The organism is Pseudomonas sp. SDO524_S393, from assembly GCF_054071875.1.
Map to the genome: position 1 here is coordinate 15993 of NZ_JBSVVZ010000026.1, position 24153 is coordinate 40145.

Consider the following 24153-nt stretch of genomic DNA (forward strand, 5'->3'; position numbering starts at 1 on the left):
GGGTCTCTCCGTGAGCAAAGGGCAGGCAACTACTGCTGCGGCGGTTGCCACGGCGTGCCGGTAAGGTAGGCCCGCAGGAGCGCGCGCTGGCTGGGCGACATCGAGCGCACCACCGGCATGAACAGCGTGGTGCCTTTGTAGGCATCCGAGGTGCGCGCCAGAATGGCGCTCTTGGCGGCCATGATCGCGTCGGGCTGGTTCAGCGGCACGTAGCGCGACATGGCCGGGAACGCCAGGTAGTGAAAGCGCAGCACGTTCGGGTACACCTGCTGCCAGCTCACGATGCTGCCCCTGGGGATGCCGAAGTCGGTCTGGGCGTACTTGCGGAAGTTGGTGAAGAACGCACCGGCTGCCACGCCATTGGCGGTGCAGGTCAGTTGGGTGAAACCGGCCTGGGCGTTACTGCCCGGCTTGAGGTTGACCGGGAAACTCACGCTTTGCTGGCCGGCCTTCACGGTCAAGGAGGGCGGAAAGGTGAGGAAGTCCCAGTACTTGGGCAATTTGTAGGTTTGCGGCGGGCCGGCCTGGAGGCTGACCTGGGTGTTCTGGGGCACCGGCCCGCCGAGGTAACGCACTTGCAGGGTGATCGACAGCCCCTGGGGGTAGTCTTCCAGGTACAGGTTGCGCGGGTCGGCGTACACCCGATAGGTCGATTCGATGGCTTTGAGCTGGGTGTTGGCCACGGTGTTGGGCGCGCTGATGGTCAGCGGTGTGGTCCTGACGGCCTGTTGCTGGCTGCCGTTGAGCGCCACGTCGACGATACCGCCGTACTTGTAGTAATCGACCAACGGGCTGCCGGTGGGATTGAGGGTGATCAGCGGCACGCTGCCGGCGGCAATGGTCACGGGGCCGTAGTTGGCGTTCGGGCCGATGGGGCTGGTGATATCGGTGCGCACTGCGCGGAAGGTCTGCTTGGGTATCACGTTGACCATGTCGAGGCTCAGCAGGCCGTTCTTGCCCAGCTCTACGTACGCCGCGTTGTCCGTGGCCTGGTTGACCAGTTGCCGGCCCGGCTGGCACGTCAGCGGTTCGCCGGGAAAGGCCGGCGCCAACGTGCCGATGACCCGCCCGATGCTCGGGTTGGGGGTGAATTTGCCGGCGGCGTAATCGGCGTCCAGTTGTGGGGTGGTCATGGTCGGGCACATCTCGAACATCACGAAGCGCAACACGATGCCGGTGGCGCCGGGTGCCTGGATGATCGACTTGAGCCCGGCGCTGTTCTTGTTCCAGCTGACGATGCTGCTCAGCGGGAAGGTCAGCTGGAACGTGCCGCTGGCGTGAAACGAGCCCGGTGCGTCCATTTTCTGCGGCTCCAGCACACGCCCGCTCACGTCGTAACTGCTGCACACCGCGTTGTTGCGGATCAGCAACTGGATATTGGTGTTGTCGCCAATTTGCAGGCCGCCGACGAAGATCTGCGTGGTGGTCGATGCAGTGGGGTCCAGGTCCACCATCATCGGGCCGGACACCGGACCCTGGCCGGTCACCGGGTCCACCGAGCCGAGCAGGTACACCGGCTGGCCGACCAGGTCGCCGGTGGTGCTGATATTGCCCGGGTTGCCCTGGGAACTGATCAGCGCGTTCTGCATATCCACCACGTGCTGGCCGTAATGGTTCCAGCCGCCGGCGGTGTAGTAGTTACCGGTGGGCGTGTTGATCATGTTGTTCAACTGGTCGTCGGTATACGACTGCGCGCCCGGTTCCAGGGTCGAGGTGGTCAGGTCGAAGAGCGGCCAATCCTTTTTGCCATTGAACGGAATGGTCGGCGAATTGTTCGGCACGCTGACGTCGGTGCGGATGCCGCCCCAGAAATTCAAGCGGGGTCCATTGAGAATGCTCATGGTCTATTCCTTGTCCGTGGCATGGGGGTTGACGGGGCTGTTGGCGAATTTGAACAGGTACGAGAAGTCCGACTTGAACGGGCTCTTCACCGGCGTCGCCATGGAATGGCAGTTCATGCAACTGCTGTTGGGCTGGATGTAGCTTTCCATGGTCACGTTGGCCGACAGCGCGGGTGTCGGCTGGCCCAGCGGGTTGCTCGGGTTGTTGGGCATCAGCGGACGCTGGGTGGTGATCAACTGGTAGTACTTCAACACGCTTTGCTGCACCCCGGGGTTGGCCTGGTAGTTGGCGTTCACCCACAGGGTGGCGTCGGCGATCGGCGTCACGCGGTTCAGCGGGTTGGGCGTCTGGAACGTGGTACCGGGCTTGGGCACGCAGACCAGTTGCGTGCCCTGGGTCTGCCAGTTGCACGGCGACTGGTTGAACGACGCCACGGGCGCCAGCGGGTTGTAGTAGGAGTAGTTCGTGCCGGAGACCGGCTGGTCGACCCACTGGCCATTGAGCTTGGCCTTGGGCGGCACGTTCTCGATCTGCTCGAAGGTCGACCAGATCCACTGCGGGTAGCCATTGACCTTGGTGATGATATGCAGCCCCACCAGGCCCAGGTACGCCTCACCGACCCCGATGGGCTGGCCCTGGCTATTGAAGCGCGCCACCCGCGCGAACTGGGTGAGGTAATGGCTGGCGTTGTCCTGGGGCGTGAGGATGCGCCAGCTGGACTTGATCTCGATGACCCCGTTGGGGAAGTTGATGTTGTTGGCCCTGGACACTACGTTCGCGTTGTAGAACTGATTGTTCACGATGTAGTTGTACGAGGCCTGGTTGGCCGAGATGTCGTAGTAGGTCGGGTTGCCCCGCTGATCGATCAGCCAGCCACCCACGGCCTGGTCGATCGAGTTGACCAGCGAGCTGTTCTTCAGCGCCGCAATGTTGATGATGCCCAGGCTCCTGGCGGTCAGCGGGGTGTTCCACGGCCCGGGGTTGGTGGCGTTGGGCAGGAATATTTCGCTGACGGTCTTGTAGGTCTGCCACACGGTATAACCCGGGGCGCCGAGCGGCTTGCTGCAATTGGGCACGCCGCGCTGGCGGTCCTGGGCGGGCCAGTTCAGGGCGATGAACATCTGCCAGCTGTACTGATCGAACTGGTCCTGGCTGGCATTGGCGGCTGGCGCAGTACTGGGCGGTTGGCAATTGAGCCCGGCGGCCAGGGTGGCCGGCTCGGGCGCTTCGCGGGCCTGGCTGGACAAGCTGGCCAGGCCCAGCAACAACAGGGAAAAACGCATCAGGGTGTGCATGGCGATCCCTCCTTGGGGTCAGGGTTTGCGCTGCATGAGCTTGTTCCACTGGGCTTTCTGGCCGTTGGCCTGTGAGGCCGGCGGCTCGAACAGTTGGCACGGCGGCGGGTTCGAAGGGCACATCGCGGCCACCTGGTTCCAGGTTTTCGCCGGGTCGGGTCTGGCGATGCGAAAGTTGGTGTAGTTCTGGCTCACGATGGGCGCATTGGCGACGCTGGTGTCCCCCGAAAAGAAGAACGACTGCGGCAGTCGGTAGGGTGGTTGCCCCGTGGCTTTCTTGTTGAAGGCATACCCGAACAGAATCGGCCCCGCCGGTGAGTCCAGGTCCAGGGCATACGCCTGCACACTGGCGCCGAGGTTCTGGCTGCGCGTGGCGCTGTAGGGCAGGTGCTGGATGAAGTCCTGGCGAGGCGGGTGGTTCATCGGCGAAAACATGCAGCAGGCCGGCATGTCTTTCGGACGGTCCTGCGGGTAGGTGAGGAAATACGCCTTGTTGCCCAGGGACACGAACGAGCAGGTGTAGTTGTTGTTCTTGATCGGGAAGATCGGCAGGCAGTACTTCTCGTAGTGCTCCATCATTGCGCCGAAACCGTCGCCATCCGCCGGAATATAAGTGGTGTCGTAATAGCTGGTGCCCCGCGACACGGTGTAGTCCGCAGGTTTCAGGGTGGACGGCGGGCTGCTGTAGGGCGGCGGGTTGTTCTCGTAGTTGTGCATTACCCGGTACATGGTCCAGTCGCTGATCCATTGCGCGGGAAAGAACGGGTCGGACGGCTCGCCCGGCAAGCGCTTGGCGATGCAATTGCCATTCTGTTCATTGCAGCCCAGGGTGTTGTGCACCCCGTTGGTGAAGTACACGGCGCCGCTGTCGTCCCCGGCGAAAGCGCCGGGGCTGAGCAGCAGGATCAACAGCAACAGTCGGCTCAAGAGGCTGATGTTCATGTGACACTCCTGTGTGAACCGAGTGGCGGGTACGCCACCCGGTAGTCCTGTGTGTGGCTCAGTTGTAATCGCTCATCGTCAGTTCCACGGGCGGGTAGTTACGCTTCACCAGCGCCTGCGCCCACAGCTCCAGCACCGCTCGGCGGCTTTGTGGCATGTCGCGGGTAATGGGCATCGCCAGGGTGCTTTCCTCCTGGTATTCCTTGCTGATCAGCACGATCAACTGGTCGATGGCACCTTCGATGCGCGGCAGGGAGTTGAGCGGCATGTACTTGCTCATGATCGGGTAGAGGTAATAGAACGGCTGGAAGATTTTCGGGTAGATGAACGTCTCCCAGATCACTTCACCCGCATCGTCCTGCTGACAGATCTTGTTCCAGGCGTCGACGAAATCCTGCTGCATCTGCGGTTCCTGTGGCAGTACCCGCAGCGGGGCGAGGAAGTCGGTGTAGGCCTGCGACAGCTTGAAGCTGAACGGAATAGCGCTTTCCTGTGCGCTGTCCGGCACGAAGAAACGCAAGGTCGGGAAGCCGGGTGCGACGGCCTTGACCTTCAGCAGTGCGATACCGTTGGCGTCGGTCTGGATCTGCGCCACGCTGTACTGCACGCGGCTATACGGTGAGTCCCGCAGGGTGCCTTCCATTGGCACGGCATTATCGAACGACAGGCACGGGCGCAGAGCGACCGAGCCGGGTGTGGTCAGGTACTGCAGGTAGTTCACCGGTTTGCCAGTGTCAGTGGCTTGGGCGGCGCGCGTCGCGGTCAATCGGCGTCCCGTCCCCTCGGTCACGTCGCGCTGCAGGGGCGCGGTGTCGTCGAATTGCGGCAGGCTGGCGGTGTTGTCGGCCCGATGGTCAGGGTGATCGGTGAACAGCACAAAGTCGACCGGCTGGCTGGGTGCCAGGTAGTAATCGGTGGTGCACATCATGTAGGCGTTGCCATATTCGGCCACGTGCAACACGGTACCGGCCGGCGCCGGCAGGCCGTCGTATTGCACCATGATCTGCAACGTCTTGCTGTCACCCACGTCGATGAAGCTTGCGCTCTCGACCACTTCGGCGGTCCACATCTGCTGGGTGGCGGCCTGCACCGCCGGGCTGCCTTGCCGTTGCAACTCCAGGGCGCCGGCTTGCAATTGTTGTTGCGCGTCGGCGCTCAGGGGCAGGTCCAGGATGCCGGAGCGTTTGTCGAACGCAGCCTGCTGATATTCCTTGAAGCCGAAGCTGGCCAGCGGCGTGAACTGACCGCCATTGCGGATGCCCAGCTGATAGGTGCCGGCATCGAATTTTTCGCCCACCGGGATCGCGGCGCTCTTGTCGAGGGGGTAGCACGGGAAGGTGTTGCCCAGGTCCAGCGACAAGGTATCGCCATGGGTCTGTGCCGAGATCACGCCCAGGGTCATGTCCGGCGTCTGCACGCCGGGTCGGCTTAGCGGCACAGCGTTGGTGGGCACCAGGCGCCGTCCTGCGGGAGCGGTGGGGAACTCGTGGTCCAGCCACAGGCCCAGGGTACCGACGGTACGGCTGTAGGCCGGGTTGAAGAAAATACTGCCGACATTGTCCAGGCCCTTCTGGTACATCGTCTGTACGTTGGCCAGGTCCAGCGGGGCGGTGGAGCGGGTGTTGATGGGCGGATAGTCGTTGAAGATGCCGTTCTTGTCGTAGCAGGTCAGGTAGGTGGAAAAGCGGAACATCAGGCCCTGGGCGTTCTGTTGCTCCATCTGTTCCTGAAGGTTCTGCAACAAGGCCGAATTGCCGATGGCCCAGGTCAGGTGGTCTTTGGGGAAGCAGGTTTGCCAGGTGGTGGTCACATAGACCAGCCCCCCAAGGTTGGCCCAATTGAAGTTCAGGAAACGGTCGAGCATGCGGTACTGACGCTTGGCGACCAGGCCGCACTGGTCGTTGCCCAGTACCAGCTTGTCGAAGTACAGCGCCGTGAACGTGTTCTGCCAGGGGCTCACGTCGACGAAGCGCGCCGGGGTCGGGCCGGGGCCGCCGAAAGGGTTGCCGAGCAGGTTGTAGCCCTGGTTGATCAGGGCATCCTGGTCCACATACCCACCCGTGGGAAGCTCGCCGCCGACGATGACCGATTGGGTTTGCTGGTAGCTCACGGTGCCGCAGGCGTTGTCGCCGAACAGGTTCCATTCCCCCGGGATCATGATCGGCGGATTCTGCTGCACATTACCCGGTACCTGGGTGACGTAGTCGGGCGCCTCGTGCAGCACCCGGGGAGTGATCGCCCAGGGCATCAGGTTGTCAGCGGCATTCTGCGGCGTGATGTTGTAGTACTTGAGGAATCGCCAGTTCATCTCCATCTTCACCGCGTCGTAGAGCGGGTACATGTCGTTGTTGTTGCCGGTCGGCGGGTTCCAGAACATATGGCCGCCCAGGTAGATACGCGGGAAATTCAATACGCTCATGTGAAGCTCCTTAGCGTTGCCACTGGGCGCGTTTGAGCGACCAGACAAAATCCAGTTTTTTATAGCCAACGAAATCGCTGGCCGGCAGCTCGGCGGTGGGGTAGGCAATGCCGCCGTCTTTCTTCAGGGCGAAGTTGAAATAGCCCTGCTTCGGGGAGTACGCGGCGGTACCGTGGCAGGCGAAACACGACGACTCGTTCTGGAACGCCGACTCCAGCTGGGAGTTGGCGAGCAAGGTCGGGTTGGTGTTCGATTGCACGCCGATCAGCTCGTATTGCGCCAGGTTCGGGAATTGCGCCTGGAAAGTGGCGTTCACCGGTTGCGCCGCCGCCGTGGGCCCGGTGCTGTTGCTCATGGGCGTGGGCGGAATCGCATTGGTCACGGTGTACTTGCCGTTGTTGCGGTTTTCGAAGGTGGTCCACACCCAGTCCGGGTTGAGCTTGTTGATCACGTGCAGGCCGCTCAACGCCGCATAACCCACCACATAATCAGTGCCTTTCTGGTAGTAGGTCTGGGCGATGTAATAACCGTCCTGCTCCAGCTGTTGCTGATAGGTCTTGTCGTCGCCGATCCACAGCCAGGCCGCCTTGAGTTCCCAGGCGGTGGACGGGAAGTTCAGGTCGCTGGTGAGGGCCGCCTGTCCGTTCACGTTGTAGACCTTCTGCTGCACGATGTAGTTGAAGGTGTCTTCGCCCATCAGCAGTTGAAAGCGTACCGCCTGGCCTTGTTCGGCCTGGGGCACCTGGCCGCCCATTTCCAGGATCAGCCCGTCCACCTGTTGGGTGGCGTTGAGGTTGTGAAACAGCCGGCTGGTGTCCATGCCCAGCTTTGTGGCCTCGGTCAGCACTGCGGCGGGCACGGGCGTGCGCTGGGCGTAAGGCAAGGGTTGGGCACCTTTGGCCAGGTAGACCTGATCCGAGGGTTTCAAGGTCTCCCAAACCCGGTCCGGGCTTTGCGCCGCTGCCGGCTGGTTAAGGCAGGCGAACCAGTTCCAGGCCAGGGTCTCCGGGCTTTGGGTGAAGGTGGTGCGGGTCTTGTCGACGTTGCCTCCAAATTGCAGGAAACCCGTGCAGTCGAAGGGTGTGGGGGCCTGGGCATGGGCGAATCCGGCCCATGCACTCAGAACAGTGATAGAGATGGCGCGCCGCATGGAAGCTCCTTGGCATTGGCCGGTGAGGTCGATGGATGCCCCAGGAAATGTTCCAGGAGCAGCTGTTTCACCGCCGTCGCCGCCAGGGTGGGCGGTAACGGCAGATCACAATTGGTGATCAGCAGCGGGCCGGTCTGCGCGCTGTCGGGCAGGCGGCCATGGCTGCCACGGACCAGGCGGGTGTCCAGCGGTATCAGGTCCATGTAGTAGCGAAAGCCGAGTTTCTTTTGCAGCAGGCGACGCGCCACTTTCAGCAGCGGAAACCGGATGGCCGGGTCGATGAACAGCTCGACCGGGTCGTATCCGGGCTTGCGGTGGATGTCCACGGTGCGCGCAAAGTCCGGCGCCTTGCGGTCATCCAGCCAGTAGTAGTAATCGAACCAGCAGCCCTTGGCGGCCACGGCCACCAGCTCGCCGCTGCGCGGATGGTCGAGTTGCCAGGCGCGCTGCTCCACCGTATCGAGCACCTGTTCGATGCCCGGCTGACGCTGCAACAGTGCCTTGACGCGCGGGATATCCCGGGCCTGTTTCACATACACATGGGCGATCTGATGGTCGGCCACCGCAAAGGCGACGCTGGCGCCGGGGTCGAGCAGTTCCCAGCTCAGGGACTGACGCACCTGCAACAGGCCTTCGGCGCGCAGGATGCGGTTGATCGAAACCGATCGGTCGACCGCTTCGATGCCATATTCGGAGAGCAACATGACCGCCGCGCCCTGCGCTTCGGCAAACGCCAGCAAACGCCCGACTTCATGGTCGATCGCCCGCACCTCGTCCGGGATCGACGGGTGATCGGGCCCCACGCGTTGCAGGCTGTAGTCCAGGTGGGGCAGGTAGATCAATTGCAGGTGTGGCCGGTTGATGCGGAATTCGGCCATGGCGCAATCGACAATCCAGCGGCTGGACGCAATGCCCGCCGAGGGCCCCCAGAAACCCGGGAACGGGAACTCGCCGATCTGCGCTTCGATCTGCTCATGCAGCCCGACCGGAGACGAATACAGCCCGAACTGCTTGCGTCCGTCGGCCGGGTAGTGCGGGCGCGGCGTGATGGAAGCGTCCACGTCGGCGTACATGTTGTACCACCAGAACAACTGGCTGCAGCGAAAGCCCGGGATCTCGCGCTTGAGCGTGTGCCAGACCTTTTCACCCTGGATCAGCGCATTGGGTTGCAGCCAGAAACGTACTTCGGCCTGATCGCGAAAGTACCAGCCGTTGCCGACAATGCCGTGGGCCGACGGCGGCGTGCCGGTGAGGATCGACGCCTGCACCGACGAGGTGACGGCGGGGAACACCGGTTGCAGGCTGGCCATTTTAGCGGTCTTGAGCAACGCGTTGATGTGCGGTGTTGCCTCGCCCAGCAACGATGGGGTCAGCCCCACCACATTGATCAGCAGCAGCGGTTGCTCAGAGGGCATCGGCGTACGCCTCCCGCGCCAGGCGGTGCAGCAGGTTGCGTTGGCGCAGCTGGTCTTCGACCCAATCCAGTTCGGCGGCGATGCCTTCCAGTTGCGCCAGCGCGTTGGCCGGACGCAGTTTCTCGGGCAGCACGCCCCAACTGTAGGTTTCCACCTCCAGCACCGGGCGGAAATCGCCATGGGCCGCCAGGTAATCGAAGGTTTGCGCGAGGGCCACCTGGCTGCCGCTGAGTTCGGGCAACAGCAGGTGTTCGCTGAACAGCGGAATATGGAAATGAATGCGCAGCTCGCGAAACCCCGCGCAGTCGGCGAGGGCGGCGGGCAGATCCGGCCACGCTACCACGCGGCCCTGGGCATCCAGGGCCTTGACCTGATGCAGGTACGTGGCTTCGACGAAGGTGCGCAAGGTGTCGAGTACCTGCGCCCGGCGCGCATCGTCCTGCAACGGCAGGCGGCAGATCATGGCGTTGGACAGCTGGATCTTGCCCACCGGCACCCGCGCTGCACGCAGGCGGCCCAGGGACTGATAACAATCCTCGAACATCACCGCCTGGTGGCACACATCAAAACACAGCGCCAGGTAGCGGTGGTTGGGGTCGCGGCTACGCCGGTGCTGAAAAAACGCGATGGCCTGGTCGGTGGTTTCCAGCACGCAGTCGGGTTCCATTTCCAGGCAGAACACGATCTGCTTGCCGGTTTCCCGGTGCAGTTGCTCAAGGGCTGCGGTGAGCTGGTCAAGGTGTGCGTCGGCCAGTGCCTGGCGTGCCGGCGTCCATGTCGCGGCGTAGCCCAGCGGCACGCTGGAAATCACTCCGCGCGCGCAGCCTGCGGGCAAGGCGTGGGCGAGGACCCGCGCCAGGTCCAGGCTGTAGGTCAACCGCTGCGGGTCGGCCCAGTCGGGCAGGTAGACCTCGGCTTTCACCGCGCCCTGGTGGAATTCACCATAGGGAAACCCGTTCAGCGAGGTCAGGCGCAGCCCGCTGCGGTGCAACAGCTCGATGAACGCCGCGCGCGCCGCCGGCTGCTGCAACTCGGTGGCCGCACGTGCGCAGATCCACAGGCCGCTGTCCTGTTCGTCCAGCCCCCGCAGGCGGCGCACACCCTGGAAGTGCTGTTCGATGGACGCGCGCAGCCCGGCCAGATCGCGGGTCGGGTGCACGTTGCTGCAATAGCCGACTTGCGCTGCCGCCCACTGGGTGCCGGCACTCATTTGACCACCGGTTCCTGGCCGCGCAGGGCCGAGTTTTCCTGCCACTGCTTGCGCTGGTCGATCGGCAACGGGGTGCTGACCAGGGCCTTGTCCAGCTGGCCGCTCTGGGCGAAGAAGTCCACCGGGTTGTGGAACAGCACCTGCTCGACCTGGGCCTGGGTAAAGCCGGCAGCGAGCATGGCCTGGCCGGTTTTGGGGACCTTGAGCGGGTCGCTGATGCCCCAATCCGCCGCACTGTTGACCACCATTTTTTCGCTGCCGTACTGCTGGAGCAGCGCGACCATGCGTTGCTCGGACATCTTGGTATTCGGGTAGATCGAGTGACCGCGCCAGCAGTCGCTGTCGAGCACCAGCGGCAGGGTCAGTTCGTTGAGGTGGTCGATGATCACCAGGTTTTCGGCAATCCCCACTTCACGGATCACCGCCAGGGTGCGCTTGGTGCCGCCGATCTTGTCGCGGTGCGGCGTATGCACCAGCACCGGCAGTTGGAATTGCTTGGCCAGCTCAAGCTGGGCGGCGAGGAAACGATCCTCCTCGGGGGTGATGTCGTCGTAGCCGATTTCACCCACTGCCACCACGCCGTCCTTCACCAGGTAGCGTGGCAGGATCTCCAGCACTTCATGGGCGATGGACAGGTCATTGGCCTCCTTGGGGTTGAGGCCGATGGTGCAGAAGTGATGGATACCGAACATGCTCGCGCGAAACCGCTCCCAGCCCAGCAAGGTGTCGAAGTAGTCGACGAAACTGCCGACGCTGGTACGGGCCTGACCCTGCCAGAACGCCGGTTCGATCACCCCGGTGATGCCGGCGGCCGCCATGTTCTGGTAGTCGTCGGTGGTACGGCTGACCATGTGGATATGCGGATCGAAGTACTTGGGCATGGTGAATCCTCGTCAAGGGAAGACAGGCGTGATGCATCAGTTCAGGTAGGCGTGCCACTCCGGCGGCAGGCGCAAGTTGCCCAGGCGCTGGCGTTGCGCCGGGCTGAGCAGGGGGAACGCGATGACGTTGGGCAGGCCCGGAGACACAGGCCGGTCGGCGGCGAGTTGTTCACTCAACAGATCCAGCGCCAGTTGGTTGAGGGTGACGCCGTGGCGTTGTTCGAGGCCGATCACACGCCCTACATCCAGGCCCATGCCGAGGGCCTTGAGCACCAGTTGGTGAAACGCCCGCTCGGCGTAATGCCGGGATGGGTAGGCCGTGTCGAGGGCCAGGGCGGCGAACACCTGGGGGTTACTGGTGCGTCCGGCCTGCAACGCCAGCTCCACGCATTTGCCATCGCTGTCGAGCCAGTCGAGGGCGGCGAGGGTGGCGATCTTTTCCTGGTCGTCGCCCCACAGAAACAGCTGGCGTAGCAACGCTGGGCGCGTCTCGGCGGCGTGCTGGTCCAGCACCTGGGCCAACAGCAAGCCCCGAGCCAGCGCGACCGCCGCCGTCGGCAACCGGCGCTTGCATTGGCCGCTCAACAGCGCGGCGGTGTTGGCGTCCGGCTGCTTGGCCAGTTGCTGTTGCGCTTGTTGCCACCAGTGCAACTCGTGGGCTGCCAGTTGTTGGCCCAGACGTTGATGGAGTTCGGCGAGGCAATCCTGGCGCATGTTCATGTCGGTTTGATCCAGCGCTGAAAGTGAGGGAGCAGGAAAAACACCAGCACGCACAACAGGCTGCCCAGCGGTTGGTTGGCCACGGCCAGTACCAGCGCGTCGAACAGCGGCAGTGCCGCGAGGCCCGCGCCGATAAATGCGCGCACCTGGCGCTGGCGGGGACGGGCCAGGTGATGCCAGTAATGCCAGCCGAGCCAGCCGATCCACAGCAGCAACACGGGCCAGAACCACAGGTTGGTCGAATGGATCGCCAGCACCAGCGGGCTGAGCATCAGCAGCAGCGGCAGGCGGCTGAGCAACTGGTTGTTGTGCTCGTGACGAGCGAGGTAAGTGAGCCCGCTGATATACACCCCCAGCAACAGCGCACACAGCCAGATCGGCTCCGGGGGCAACGCCAGACTGGCGGCGGCGGTGAGGTACAGCGCCGACCGGCACGCGCCCATCAGCCACACGCTGTGGGCGTATTTCTTGTGCAGCAGGTTGTAGCCGAGGATGCAGCCCACCAGCAGGGCGACGCTGGCGAGCAACCAGTGGGGGTCATCGATCAGCCGACTGAGGCCGAGCACCGCGAGTGCGGCCAGTGCCAGCAACAGCGCGGTGGCCAGGCCCACTTGCTGGCGGCTGACCAGGCCCAGGATGATCGGGCGCGGGTTGTGGTGCTGCCGGTCCCAGTCGGCGTCGATCAGGTCGTTGAGCAGCATGCCGGCCAGGTACAGCAACGACAGCGTGACGAGCAGCAATACCCACACCAGCGACGACGGTGGCGCCAGCGCGCCGGCGCTGCTGGCGAGCAGGGCCGCGGCCAGGGTATTGGTCCACACCGTGGGCAGGTTGGACACCCGGCCCAGGGTCAGCCAGGTTTTCAGGTGCCGGGGTGTCTGGCTCATTTGGCAAAACCCTCGTCCAGGGACAGGCTTGCGTCGCGGTAGCCGATGAGTCGGAGCAGTGCCCGTTCCATGCGCGCATCGTCGATGGCATGCAGGTCCACCGACTGGCCGATGCGGTTGAGCATCGGGATCGACAACTGCCCGCCCAGGTGCTGGCGGAACTCCTCCAGCCCGATCAGCACTTGGGAGCGGCCTTGGGCGTCTTTCAAGCCCAGCTCCGGCGGGCACAGGTTGAAACCGAGCGTGTGCAACAGCTGGATCAGCCGTTCGCAGTCGGTATCGCTCAACAAGCCCTGGGCATTGGCGTACAACCCGTCCAGGGCCATGCCCACCGCGACTGCTTCGCCGTGGCGCAGACGATGGTGGCTGAGGTTTTCCAGTTTGTGCGCGGCCCAGTGTCCGTAGTCCAGAGGACGACCGTTGCCCCGCTCGAAGGGGTCGCCGGCGCCGGTGATATGCCCCAGGTGCAGTTCGGCGCAACGGCGAATCGCGTAGCGACTGGCGGCGTGATCGAAGCGGGCGAGGTCGTCGGCGTGCTGCTCCATCCACTCGAAGAACGCCTGGTCCTTGATCAACGCGACTTTCACCGCCTCGGCCAGCCCGGCGATCTGGTCGCGGCGGGTCAGGCTGGTGAGCAACTGGAAGTCATTGATGACCGCCGTGGCCGGGCAGAAGGTGCCCAGCAGGTTTTTCTGGCCGAAGGCGTTGATGCCGTTTTTCACGCCGATACCGGCGTCGTTCTGCGCCAGCACGGTGGTGGGAATGCGGATCAGGCGAATGCCCCGGTGAAAGGTGGCGCAGGCGTAACCGACCGCATCCAGCACCGCGCCGCCGCCCAGGGCCAGCACATAGCAATGCCGGTCCAGGCCGTGTTGCAGCAAGTCGTTGTAGAGCTGTTGCAGCACCTGTGCCGTTTTGCTCGACTCGCCGGCGGGGACGGCAATGGGCGCGGTTTGCAGGTGCAGGTCGGTGTGGGCGGTGAAATACGCGTCGATCTGTTCCAGCAACTGCGGATTGCTGAGCAGCAACTGTTCATCGGCGAAGGCCATCACTGTTACCGGGCCGTGTTGCTGCGTGGTGAGTTGGCGATGCAGGCAGGGGTTGAGCGGGTCGAACAGGTGATCGGTGAACAGCACCGGGTAGTCATAGTTGACCGCGAAACGTCCACGCAAAGATTGCTCGGTGCCGCGTTTGCGCAAGGCCTTGAACAGGCTGTAGCCGGCGATGAACAGCGCCGGCAGCACCATGCTCGCGAGCAGGGTCACCAGCAGCGCGTTCTGTTCGACCAGGAACGTGCCAATCGTGGTGTAGGCCAGCGCCAGCCCGGCGTTGGCCAGGGTGGTCACCAGCAGAAAGGCGCGCAGCGGGTAACGTTGCATCCCGGCGGCGACCACCGAGGTTTCTGCCAGCACGGGTATGCCGCGCAGGCAGATCAACGACAGCGTACCCAGGCGGTACGCCAACTGTCCGGGCTGGCGCTGGTGCAGACCCAGTCGGCCGGACAGCAGGCGAAAATACCCGGCGCCCAGCGCATATCCGAGCCCGGCACCCAGGCACAACCCGATAAAGATCACCAGGTAACCGCCCAGGCTGCCCAGCATCGCCACCGCCAGCAGTGCGACCAGGCTCGACGGCACGGGCAATACCACATCCAGCGCGAGCAAGGCGATCAGCAGCAGGGCCAGGTTGAATGTCTGGGTGGGGGTGGCGGGCTGGTAGAAATCCAGGTGGGTGAGAAACGCTTGAATCTGTTGTTCGAACAACACAAAGCTGGCGATCACCAGCCCGGCGAAACACAACAACGACAGCCAGAAGTGCCCGGCCGGACCTTTTTGCGTGAACACGCGATACCACTGGCTGCGTTTCATCGAGCATCCCTTCTGAAGATAAAGACTGAGTTCCGTTTCAGTACTTAAAGCGAGATCGGGTGTTTTTCAGCGCGACAGAATCCTCCGCCGGAATGACCGGTGTTAAGTGCCCTTGAGTTCACGTGTTAAAGGTATTCATGAACGTAGCCGGTTGTGGTTTTTTTGCAAGTTCGCGCGGTTGCATCTGACTGAAGACAGACTTCGACCAATGAAATCGGGCGGATGAGGCGGTGGGGGAGGCGGATGTTTACTGCGTAATTACAATTAGTTGTATGGCTTTTTGCGTGGCGTCAATAACCCGTTGAGGCGCGGTCTGCAAGTAACAAGTTGGCCGGAAAGTACCTGGCAAGTGCCGTTACTCATTCAATGCCATATGACATATGGCTATATGCCATTTGCGGGAATTAGTTGTCGAGAACGATTCCGGATAAGTGGCGCTGGCGCATTCACAAGTTACCCTTCAACGGGGTCGCAGGTTTGGCGCTGCAATCGCTACTCAGGCCTCGTGTGATAAACCGTGTGGCGGGTGGGCATTGTTTAATCCGCCTTCAAAGCCTTTGCGGGAAGTCGATATGGCGTTGCCAGGGGGCGCGGGTTTTTATGGGGGCCGGTATCGGTATCCCAAAATAACTCGAAAATCCGGCCTGCCTTCCGGGACGGCCCGGATGGAGACGCCCATGAGACTTCTAACATCCGTGACGGTTGCCGCTCTTTTGTCGCTGCACACCGCCCTGTCATACGCTGCGATCGACGCCGCACCAGCCGGGCCCAAAGGCAGGATTTTGCTGGTGGCCTCCAGCGCCAACGTCCTCACCTTCAAGGAGGGCACACCGCACCCGACCGGCTACTTTGTCGACGAGCTGGCCGTACCGGCCCAAGCCTTTATCAAGGCCGGCTACGAAGTGGTGGTGGCCACGCCGGACGGTAACACTCCGGCCCTCGACGGGCGCTCGATTTCCAAGGAGTTCTTCAACAATGACGCGGCGCAGCTCGACCAGGCCCTGCGTTTTGTACTCACCAGCCCGGCGATGCAAAAACCGCAAACCCTGAGTCGTGTGGTGAAGGCCGGCCTGGACGGGTTCGATGCCCTTTACCTGCCCGGGGGCCAGGCGCCCATGGTTGATCTGATGCAGGACAAGGACCTCGGCACCGCGTTGCGCTACTTTCACGACCATCAGAAAGTCACGGCGCTGTTGTGCCACGCCCCCATCGCCCTCAGCGCCGCCACTCGCGATCCGGTGGCGTTTCGCAAGGCCATGGTGGCCGGCGACCTGGCCCGCGCCACGGCCCTCGCAGTGGCCTGGCCCTATGCCGGTTACCACATGACGGTACTGTCCAACGCCGAGGAAATCCCCACCGAAGCCGACATCGGCGGGCACTTGCAGTTCTACATGGCGGATGCATTGCAAGCCGCCGGTGCCCGCGTAACGGCGGCACCAATCTGGCAACCCTACGTCGTGTCCGACCGCGAGCTGATCACCGGCCAGAACCCGTTTTCGGATCATCAATTGGCCGAGGCGGTGCTGGCGGCGCTGGACAAGCAGGCCCGGCAGAAGACCGCTGTGCGTTGATGGGCCGAATCAAACCGCCACTCGTTCGAGTGGTGGTTTGTGGTGCGGTGATATCGCGCTCCTGACGGCATCACGCGATTCAGTCATAGGGCATCGTCATAAAATTTGCGGGTTGGAAACCATACCCTTGCAGGAAAGTTGAAATATCGGAGATTTGTTGAGGGGTAAGCGCAGGTGTCAACGAGATGACATTGAACACCTGAACGCCACCTGCGAAACAATGCCACTCGACCAGTGCGAAGTCGTCCGCCCAAACGTAGCGTGACGGGATGTTGATACCCCCGAATCCAAAAGGAGCGGCCCCGGGGCTCGGAGCAACGATATTGACGATCAAATCAGTGGCAATCAGGTTCAAGGGAATGGCTTGCACCTCGTACCATTTGCCGGAGGGTTTGGGGCCATACACGTCGACGGTGCCCACTGCCAGGGAAAACAGCGCAAACAGGCTTGGGAATGTCACCCTGGGCTGAGTAGCCAACAGCTGGGATTGCTCTGTGGCGGGGGTGCCACCATTCACCTTCTGGTAAACCCAGCGGTAGTAGGCGGCGTTTCCAAAGGGCAGATAAACCCTGAAACCCTGGGGCAAGCCTTTCAACGTGTTGACGATATGGGAGAGAGAAGCGATGGGCGGAGGGGGCGTGCAAGCCCCGTCACTGATAGCCGGGTCATTCCAGGCAAGGGGTTGGGCCGATACGAATGAAGTCATGGCGACAGCGAAAAGGCCGGCGAGCAAGCGGCGCATATTCATGTTTACCTCTGCGACCAACAGGACTGGTCTGCGAGATTAGCGGATCAGTGAATAGCTGTGACCTGTCAAAATTGACAGGTCATTGGTGCTTTTTCCAGACGGTGGCAGGGCTGACCGGAGGAGGGAACAACTTTTTCACCCAGCTCGGCCTGATGGTTCTGGTGGGGTGTCGGTCAGGAACGCGATCCTGATCGTCGAGTTTGCCCACACCCTGGCGCTCGAGTAACCGCGGGACATGTGCAATCTTTGCCGCGACCCGCCATTCGCCGCTGGACTTGCACCGCACAGACTAGGGAGAATGGTTTTTTGTGGCGTAAATGGAAGCTCCCATGACCGACAGTGCCCAGCGTGCCGCCAGCGACATCGACCTGATGACGGAAGTGGCCATGCTTTATTACCTCGACAACATCACACAGGAAGCCATCGCCAAGCGCTTCGACCTGTCCCGGGTCAAGGTCAGCCGGCTGCTCAAGCGCGCTCGTGATGAAGGGGTGGTGGAAGTACGGGTGTTGCAGCATCCGGCCTTGAATACGGAGCTGGAGCAGGCGCTGGTGTCGCGGTTCCAGCTGGACCGGGCACTGATCGCGGTCGATCACGCAGACCCCGACACCCAGCGCTCGGCGGTGGCCAGCCTGGTGGCCAACTACCTGAACCGCACGCTCGGCGATGGCATGATCGTCGCGGTCGGCATGGGCCGCAACGTCGGCGCCGTGGCCGACAACGTGTTTTTGCCGGTCACGCGCAACTGCACCTTTGTCTGCGCCATCGGCGGTTCGCTCAAGGCCGGCGAATACATGAACCCCGACCACATCTGCCGCCGCCTCGCGCTGCGCTTCGGCGCCGAAAGCGAAACCCTCTATGCCCCGGCACTGGTGGCCAACCACGAGTTGCACGGCATCCTGATGAACAACGACACCGTGCGCTCGACCCTCGACCGCGCTCGCCGCGCCGATATCGCCTTGATCGGCATCGGCGACATGAGCGAGAACAGCAACATGGTGCGAATGGGCTGGTTCTCGCCCCAGGAAATCGCCCAGGCGCGGGTGTCCGGCACGGTCGGCGACATGATGGGCTACGACTTCATCGACATTCACGGGCAGCCGGCGGTGAACGCCATACAGGGGCGGGTGATTGGCCTCACCGTGCCGGAGTTGGTGCGCATTCCCGATGTGGTGGCGATCGCCAGCGAGAACACCAAGGCGGCTGCCACGCTGGGGGCCTTGCGCTCAGGCGTGATCAACACCCTGGCGACGACGGTGTCGAACGCCTACACGATCCTTGCCCTGGATGACGCCACGCGCCGTTAGGGTCGCGACCTGAAGCTGTTCGGTTGAACGCCCGCAATGGTCATTGCCGACTGAAATTTTTTCAGCGGCGGCAGGAGGCTTTTTGTGGTGAGCAGGCTTGTCCTGCGCTGGGGCGCGAAGCGGCCCTGAGGCTTGAGAACCCGATTTACCTGTAGAAACGCGGGGGTCTTGTTGGGGCTGCTGCGCAGCCCGGCGCGGGACAAGCCCGCTCACTACAAGGACATCCGCGATTATGCTATCAGCCGGGCCTCGATTGATTCGGCGAGGTCGGTGAGGATCAGGCAGCAGGAGACCGCGCCGGCATCCAGCACCCCCAGGGAGCGCTCCCCAAGGCGGCTGGCGCGGCCGATTTTCGCCACCAGGTCGCGGGTGGAATCGCGGCCTTGGGACGCGGCGCTCTTCATCTGGCGCAAGGCTTCGCGGAATGACGCGCCGCCGGCCTGGGCCTGTTCAAAGGCCTCGACCGCCGGTATCAGCGTGTCCATCAGGCACTTGTCGCCCACGCCCGCATCACTGATGTCCTGCAATGAGGTGAGGCCGCCGCGCAGCAGCCTGGCGAAGGTCGCCGCGTCGATGGTGTCGCGGCCTCGCACTTCGTCGGCCATGCCGATGAACAGGCTGCCGTACAGTGGGCCCATCGAGCCGCCGATGCCTTCCATCAGCGCCAGGGTCAGCTCGTCCAGCGCGTCGGCCAGGGACAGCTCACGGCCCTCCAGGCTTTTGCCGCAGCGGGAGAACCCCTTGGCCATGTTGATGCCGTGGTCACCGTCGCCAATGGCGCCGTCCACTTCACTGAGGTACTCGCGGTTGGCAACGATGACCGCCACCAGGCTGGTGACGATGGCGCTGCCGGTGTTGCCGGGAAAATGCTCGCTCATGCTTTACTCCGCCTGGGTCATGCCGATGGAACGGCAAGGTTGGTCGATCAGGGTGGTCAGTTCGGCGTCCAGGCCGAGCAGGGTCAGGGTCACGCCCATCATTTCCAGGGATGTGAAGTAATTGCCCACGTAGCACCGGTGGATGCGCAGGCCCTTGGCACGCAGTTGGCGTTCGACCTCGGCATAGAAAATGTACAGCTCCATCACCGGCGTGGCGCCGAGGCCTGAGACCAGCACCACCACGCTCTCATCCTGGGTGAAGTCGCGGTCGGCCAGGATCGGCGCGAGCATGCGCTCGGCCATGGCGGCGGCGGATTCCACCGGCACCACTTCGATGCCCGGCTCGCCATGGTGGCCGATGCCCAGTTCCATCAGGCCATCGGCGATCTGGAAGTTCGGTTTGCCCACCGCCGGAATGGTGCAGGGCGTCAGACCCACGCCGATGGAGCGGCAATGGTCCACGGCTTTCTGCGCCACGCGGATCACGCCGTCGAGGTCGTAACCCTGGGCGGCGGCGGCACCCCCGATTTTCCACATGAAGATTTCACCGGCCACGCCGCGTCGCTTGGCGATATCCGCCGGTGGCGCAGAGGCCACATCGTCGTTGGCCACCACGGTGCGAATGTTCATGGCTTTGCTGGCGGCCATTTTCATCGCCAGCTTCACGTTCATGTTGTCGCCGGCATAGTTGCCGTACAGGCATGCCACGCCCGCGCCCTGGTCGGCGGCGCGGAAGGCGTCGAAGAAACTCTTGGCGGTGGGTGAGGAGAAAATCTCGCCGACGGCCACCGCGTCCACCAAGCCGGGACCGACATAGCCCAGAAACGCCGGCTCATGCCCCGAGCCACCACCGGTGACAATGCCGACCTGGCCGGCGGGCGATGGCGTGCGTTTGCGAATGACCCGTGGGTTGCTCTCGTACTGCGCCAGTTCCGGGTGCGCCACGAGGATGCCGGTGAGCATGTCCTCGACCACCAGGTCCGGATCGTTGATGACTCGATTCATAGGGCGTTTCCTTGTTCTTATTCGTCTGGAATCGGATTACTGAATGCTGTAGCCGCCGTCGATCACCACGTTTTCCCCGGTGATCATCCGGGCCGCATCGCTGACCAGATACAGCACCAGGCCGGCGATTTCTTCCGGCTGGGCGAAGCGCCCCACCGGGATCTGCAATTTTGCCTTTTCGCCCAGCTCACCCGCCCAGGCCTGCTTGCCCAGGGCGGTCTCGACGATAGTGGGGGAGACGGCGTTGACGTTGATACCGTGGGCGGCCCATTCCATGGCCAGCACCTTGGTCATACCGACCACCGCGGCCTTGCTGGCGCAGTAGGCTACATGGCGATCAAGGCCAATCACCGCCGCTTGAGAGGCCAGGTTGACGATGCGCCCGCCGCCGTGTTCGATCATGTGTCGGGCACAGGCCTGGGCCACGAAGAAACTGGCCTTGAGGTTGATATCCAGCGTGGTGTCCCAGGCGCTTTCGCTGACCTCCAGCGCCTTGTCCAGCAGTGCCACGCCGGCACTGTTGATAAGGTAATCGATGTGCCCGAGCGTGGCGGCGGCCTGGTCCACGGCGGTTTGTACCGATGTCAGCTGACGCAGGTCGGCCACCACGCCCAGGTGGCCGGTGCCGAGGCTGGCAGCCACTTCGACCACTGCCGGATCGCGGTCGAGCAAGGCCACCCGGGCGCCACGCTCCACCAGCAAATTGGCACAGGCCAGGCCGATGCCGGCGGCGCCGCCGGTGATCACGGCGCAGCGGCCGGTGAGGTCGAACGCCTGGTTCCAGAAATTGGGCATTGCACACACTCCACTTAGCGTTTTTTCTTGCGCCAGACGTCGATCAGCACCGCGAGCACGATGATCAACCCCTTCGCCACTTGTTGGTAATACGAAGACACCCCGAGCAGGTTCAAGCCGTTGTTGATCACGCCGATCAGCAGCGCGCCGAACAGCGTGCCGACAATGCTGCCGGTGCCGCCGGACAGGCTGGTGCCGCCGATCACCACAGCGGCAATCGCGTCCAGCTCATACGACACGCCGGCCTGGGGTAGGGCCGACGTGGTCCGTGCGGCCAGCACCACGCCCGCCAACCCCGCCAACAGGCCGGAAATCACATACACCGAAAACGTCACCTTGCGCACACCGATACCGGAGGTGCGCGCGCTCTTTTCATTGCCGCCCACCGCGTACACGTAGCGACCATAGGTGGTGTAGCGCAGCACCATCCAGAAGATCAGCGCGACCACTGCAAAGATAATGATCGGCACGCCGATGGGGCCGAGTTTGCCGATGCCCATGGCCAGGAACGCATCCGGCAGGTCGGTGACCGGGCTGCCGTCGTTGAGGATAAACGTCATGCCCCGCGCCACGCTGAGCATGCCAAGGGTGGCAACGAACGGCGGAATACTCAGGTTGGCGACCATGAAGCCGTTGACCACGCCCAGCATGGCACCGGCGAACATGCCCGCGCTCACCGCCGCCAGCAGGCCGTAGCCCTGGGTGGCGACCAGGGCGCTGCACAGTCCGGCAAAGGCCAGGATCGATCCCACCGACAGGTCGATGCCCTTGGTGAGAATCACATAGGTCATGCCCACGGCGAGAATGCCGTTGATGGAGGTCTGGCGCAGGATGTCCATCCAGTTGCGCCAGGTCATGAAGTATTCGCTGGAAAACGCCATCACCACGCACAGCAGGATAAACACCAGCGGCAGGCCGAAGCGGTCGAGGGACAGGCGCAGGCGGTTGCGCGGCGCGGCAGTGACGGGTGCGGCAAGGACTTTACTGTTCATGAGGCAAGACTCAACAAGGCTTCCTGGGAAAGGGCGGTGTCGGTGCTGACGGTCACCAGCCGGCCCCCCTTGAACACCGCGATGCGGTCACTCAGGTGCAGCAGTTCCGGCGCTTCGGACGAGACCACGATGGCCGCGCCGCCGGCCCGCACGAACTCATCGAGCAGGTGATAGATCTCCTGTTTGGCGCCTTCATCGATGCCGCGCGTGGGCTCGTCGCACAACAGGCAGATGGGCTGGGTCGACAGGCATTTGGCGAGCACTACTTTCTGCTGGTTGCCACCGCTCATGGACTCCACCGGCAGGTCCAGGGACGAGACCTTGATGTGCAGGCGCTTGACCATGCTCTGCGCCAGGGCCTGTTCCTTGCGCGCATTGATCACTGACCAGTTCGACAGCTGTTTGTACGCCGACAGCGCGATGTTCGCCAGGATGCTGCCGCTGAGCACCAGGCCACTGTCCTTGCGGTCTTCGGTGACCAGCGACAGGCCGGCGCGGATCGCCGCCGCCGGGGTGCCGGTGGGCAGCGGGTGGCCTTGCAGGGTGGCGCTGCCGGCATCCGGCAGGGTGAGGCCGTACAGGCAGTTGAGAAATTCGCTGCGGCCCGAGCCCATCAGCCCATAGATGCCCAGGATTTCGCCCTGGCGCAGGTGCAGGCTGATGTCGTGGAATTCGCCGTTGCGGCTCAGGCCGCTGACCTCCAGGCAGGTGGTGGCGGCGCATTCACGCCCGACCTTGTGGTCGATGCGTTGCAGCTCCTGGCCGACGATGCCGCGCACCAGGTGAGCGCGGTCGATATCGGCCATGCGCCCGCTTTCCACAAAGGCGCCGTCGCGGAAGATGCTGTAGTCGTCGGCGATCTGCGCCAGCTCGCTGAGGCGATGGGACACGTAGATGATGCCGGCGCCACGGGCGGTGAGGCGGCGGATGGCCCTGAACAGGGTCTCGCGCTCGCCGATGGCCGAGGTGGGCTCGTCCATGATCATCACCTGGCAGTCATGGCTGAAGGCTTTGGCGATTTCCACCAGTTGGATCTGCGCCACGCTCAGGCGGTGCATGGGGCTGGTGGCGTCGACGTCGAACTCCAGGCTTTGCAGCAACTCGCGGGTACGCCGGTTCAGTTCCTTGCTGTCGACGATGCAGCCGGCGCGGCGCGGCTCGCGGCCCAGCCAGATATTTTCGGCCACCGTCATGTAGGGAATGGGTTCCAGCTCCTGGGTGATCATCGCCACGCCAGCGGCGAGCGCCGCGCCGGGACGGTCGAACTGCACCGGCTGGCCGTTGAGCAGGATGGTGCCGGCGTCACGCTGGGTGATGCCCATCAGGATACTGAGGAAAGTCGATTTGCCGGCCCCATTGCCGCCGCACAGGGCATGCACACTGCCGGCCCGCAGGGAAAGGCGCCCGTCGCGCAGGGCGGGAACCCCCGCATAAGCTTTGGAAACATGTTCAGCCTGGAGCAGTAATGGCGTGGCCATCGGTGTGTCCTCTTGCTGATTTTCTTATTAGGTATTTTTATCCAATAACCTGATCATATGATCGGATAGTGATCATATGTTTAAACTGCTTGAGCCGGTTTTGTCAATGGTCTGGCGCGATGCCTGCCGCTCGTTTTGTCGATTTTATGTGGGCCTGCCTTTAAATAAGCCTTGACAGCGACCTGTCCGCCATTCGCTAATGTTTGTGCATATTTTCATATAGTGATCATATGATCAAAAAGAATGGCGGCGGAGGAGCAGTGATGGGTGCACAAACAACGTTTTCGGTAGCCGTCGGATGCGATGAGGCGGGCTTCGAACTCAAGGAAATGCTCAAGCGGTACATCGAAACCCTGGGTTATGCAGTGCAGGATTTTGGCTGCCATTCCACCAGCCCGGTGCTCTACCCGGATATCGCCGTGGCCGTGGCCACGGCGGTGGAGGCGGGCGAGCAGCGCCTGGGCGTGCTGATTTGCGGCACGGGTATCGGCATGGCGATTTCCGCCAACAAGATCAAGGGCGTGCGCGCGGCCCAGGCCCACGACACCTATTCGGCCGAGCGCGCGCGCAAGAGCAACGATGCGCAGATTCTGTCCATCGGTGCACGGGTGATCGGGCCCGAGCTGGCCAAGAGCATCGTCAAAGTGTTTCTGGAGTCGGAGTTCGAAGCGGAGCGCTCCGGCAAGAAAGTCGAGCGCATTGCTGCGCTCGAGCAGGCGAACAGAGGGTTGCCGTCAGGTGATTGAGCCG

20 protein-coding genes are annotated in these 24153 nt (G+C 63.1%); 3 read left to right on the forward strand and 17 right to left on the reverse strand.

Features of this window, described 5'->3' with window-relative positions:
• Window positions 1–29: 29 nt before the first annotated feature.
• Genes ACW9IB_RS13735 through ACW9IB_RS13785 form a run of 11 tightly spaced genes read right to left on the reverse strand, consistent with a single transcriptional unit; the run spans window position 30 to window position 14629 of the window.
• Entirely contained in the window at window positions 30–1841 is a 1812-nt protein-coding gene (locus tag ACW9IB_RS13735; RefSeq protein WP_457414044.1) for a hypothetical protein, read from the reverse strand.
• Between the two features lie 3 nt (window positions 1842–1844).
• A complete protein-coding gene (locus ACW9IB_RS13740; RefSeq protein ID WP_457414045.1) occupies window positions 1845–3137 on the reverse strand; it encodes a hypothetical protein in 1293 nt (430 codons plus the stop codon).
• Window positions 3138–3155: 18 nt separating this feature from the next.
• Window positions 3156–4079, reverse strand: a complete 924-nt coding sequence (locus tag ACW9IB_RS13745) for a hypothetical protein (RefSeq protein ID WP_457414047.1) — start codon at window positions 4077–4079, stop codon at window positions 3156–3158.
• A 58-nt stretch (window positions 4080–4137) separates the two neighbouring features.
• A complete protein-coding gene (locus ACW9IB_RS13750; RefSeq protein WP_457414048.1) occupies window positions 4138–6498 on the reverse strand; it encodes a hypothetical protein in 2361 nt (786 codons plus the stop codon).
• Window positions 6499–6508: 10 nt separating this feature from the next.
• Window positions 6509–7648 carry a hypothetical protein gene (locus ACW9IB_RS13755; protein WP_457414049.1) on the reverse strand — a complete coding sequence of 380 codons (1140 nt, stop codon included), beginning with the start codon at window positions 7646–7648 and terminating at the stop codon, window positions 6509–6511.
• On the reverse strand, window positions 7618–9063 hold the full coding sequence (locus ACW9IB_RS13760) for an alkaline phosphatase family protein (RefSeq protein WP_457414050.1): 1446 nt from the start codon (window positions 9061–9063) through the stop codon (window positions 7618–7620). The genes ACW9IB_RS13755 and ACW9IB_RS13760 overlap by 31 nt, the downstream gene beginning before the upstream one ends.
• A complete protein-coding gene (eboE, locus tag ACW9IB_RS13765) occupies window positions 9053–10273 on the reverse strand; it encodes a metabolite traffic protein EboE (RefSeq protein WP_457414052.1) in 1221 nt (406 codons plus the stop codon). Before eboE ends, ACW9IB_RS13760 begins: the two co-directional genes overlap by 11 nt.
• Window positions 10270–11154: a TatD family hydrolase gene (locus ACW9IB_RS13770; protein WP_457414054.1), complete on the reverse strand. Its 885-nt coding sequence runs from the start codon at window positions 11152–11154 to the stop codon at window positions 10270–10272. The genes eboE and ACW9IB_RS13770 overlap by 4 nt, the downstream gene beginning before the upstream one ends.
• 36 nt (window positions 11155–11190) lie before the next feature.
• Entirely contained in the window at window positions 11191–11874 is a 684-nt protein-coding gene (locus tag ACW9IB_RS13775; RefSeq protein WP_457414055.1) for an EboA domain-containing protein, read from the reverse strand.
• Window positions 11871–12761 carry a UbiA family prenyltransferase gene (locus ACW9IB_RS13780; RefSeq protein ID WP_457414058.1) on the reverse strand — a complete coding sequence of 297 codons (891 nt, stop codon included), beginning with the start codon at window positions 12759–12761 and terminating at the stop codon, window positions 11871–11873. The genes ACW9IB_RS13775 and ACW9IB_RS13780 overlap by 4 nt, the downstream gene beginning before the upstream one ends.
• On the reverse strand, window positions 12758–14629 hold the full coding sequence (locus tag ACW9IB_RS13785) for a 3-dehydroquinate synthase (RefSeq protein ID WP_457414060.1): 1872 nt from the start codon (window positions 14627–14629) through the stop codon (window positions 12758–12760). The genes ACW9IB_RS13780 and ACW9IB_RS13785 overlap by 4 nt, the downstream gene beginning before the upstream one ends.
• Window positions 14630–15306: 677 nt before the next feature.
• Between ACW9IB_RS13785 and ACW9IB_RS13790 the strand changes: the two genes are divergently transcribed.
• Entirely contained in the window at window positions 15307–16200 is an 894-nt protein-coding gene (locus ACW9IB_RS13790) for a type 1 glutamine amidotransferase domain-containing protein (protein WP_457414062.1), read from the forward strand.
• 79 nt (window positions 16201–16279) lie between these two features.
• Here ACW9IB_RS13790 and ACW9IB_RS13795 read toward each other — a convergent pair whose 3' ends face one another.
• On the reverse strand, window positions 16280–16948 hold the full coding sequence (locus ACW9IB_RS13795; RefSeq protein WP_457414063.1) for a hypothetical protein: 669 nt from the start codon (window positions 16946–16948) through the stop codon (window positions 16280–16282).
• A 329-nt stretch (window positions 16949–17277) separates the two neighbouring features.
• Between ACW9IB_RS13795 and ACW9IB_RS13800 the strand changes: the two genes are divergently transcribed.
• Window positions 17278–18255, forward strand: a complete 978-nt coding sequence (locus ACW9IB_RS13800; protein ID WP_457366839.1) for a sugar-binding transcriptional regulator — start codon at window positions 17278–17280, stop codon at window positions 18253–18255.
• Window positions 18256–18485: 230 nt separating this feature from the next.
• Here ACW9IB_RS13800 and dhaL read toward each other — a convergent pair whose 3' ends face one another.
• The 5 genes from dhaL to ACW9IB_RS13825 are packed head-to-tail and all read right to left on the reverse strand — an operon-like array spanning window position 18486 to window position 23403.
• Window positions 18486–19133 carry a dihydroxyacetone kinase subunit DhaL gene (gene dhaL, locus ACW9IB_RS13805; protein WP_457414065.1) on the reverse strand — a complete coding sequence of 216 codons (648 nt, stop codon included), beginning with the start codon at window positions 19131–19133 and terminating at the stop codon, window positions 18486–18488.
• Between the two features lie 3 nt (window positions 19134–19136).
• A complete protein-coding gene (locus tag ACW9IB_RS13810) occupies window positions 19137–20138 on the reverse strand; it encodes a dihydroxyacetone kinase subunit DhaK (protein WP_457414067.1) in 1002 nt (333 codons plus the stop codon).
• Window positions 20139–20174: 36 nt separating this feature from the next.
• Window positions 20175–20933: an SDR family oxidoreductase gene (locus tag ACW9IB_RS13815; protein ID WP_457414068.1), complete on the reverse strand. Its 759-nt coding sequence runs from the start codon at window positions 20931–20933 to the stop codon at window positions 20175–20177.
• A 14-nt stretch (window positions 20934–20947) separates the two neighbouring features.
• Complete coding sequence (locus tag ACW9IB_RS13820) at window positions 20948–21925, reverse strand: ABC transporter permease (RefSeq protein ID WP_457414070.1); 978 nt, start codon at window positions 21923–21925, stop codon at window positions 20948–20950.
• On the reverse strand, window positions 21922–23403 hold the full coding sequence (locus tag ACW9IB_RS13825) for a sugar ABC transporter ATP-binding protein (RefSeq protein WP_457414071.1): 1482 nt from the start codon (window positions 23401–23403) through the stop codon (window positions 21922–21924). Before ACW9IB_RS13825 ends, ACW9IB_RS13820 begins: the two co-directional genes overlap by 4 nt.
• Before the next feature lie 263 nt (window positions 23404–23666).
• Here ACW9IB_RS13825 and rpiB point away from each other — a divergent pair, with 263 nt between their 5' ends.
• A complete protein-coding gene (gene rpiB, locus ACW9IB_RS13830) occupies window positions 23667–24149 on the forward strand; it encodes a ribose 5-phosphate isomerase B (RefSeq protein ID WP_457366833.1) in 483 nt (160 codons plus the stop codon).
• Window positions 24150–24153: the final 4 nt, after the last annotated feature.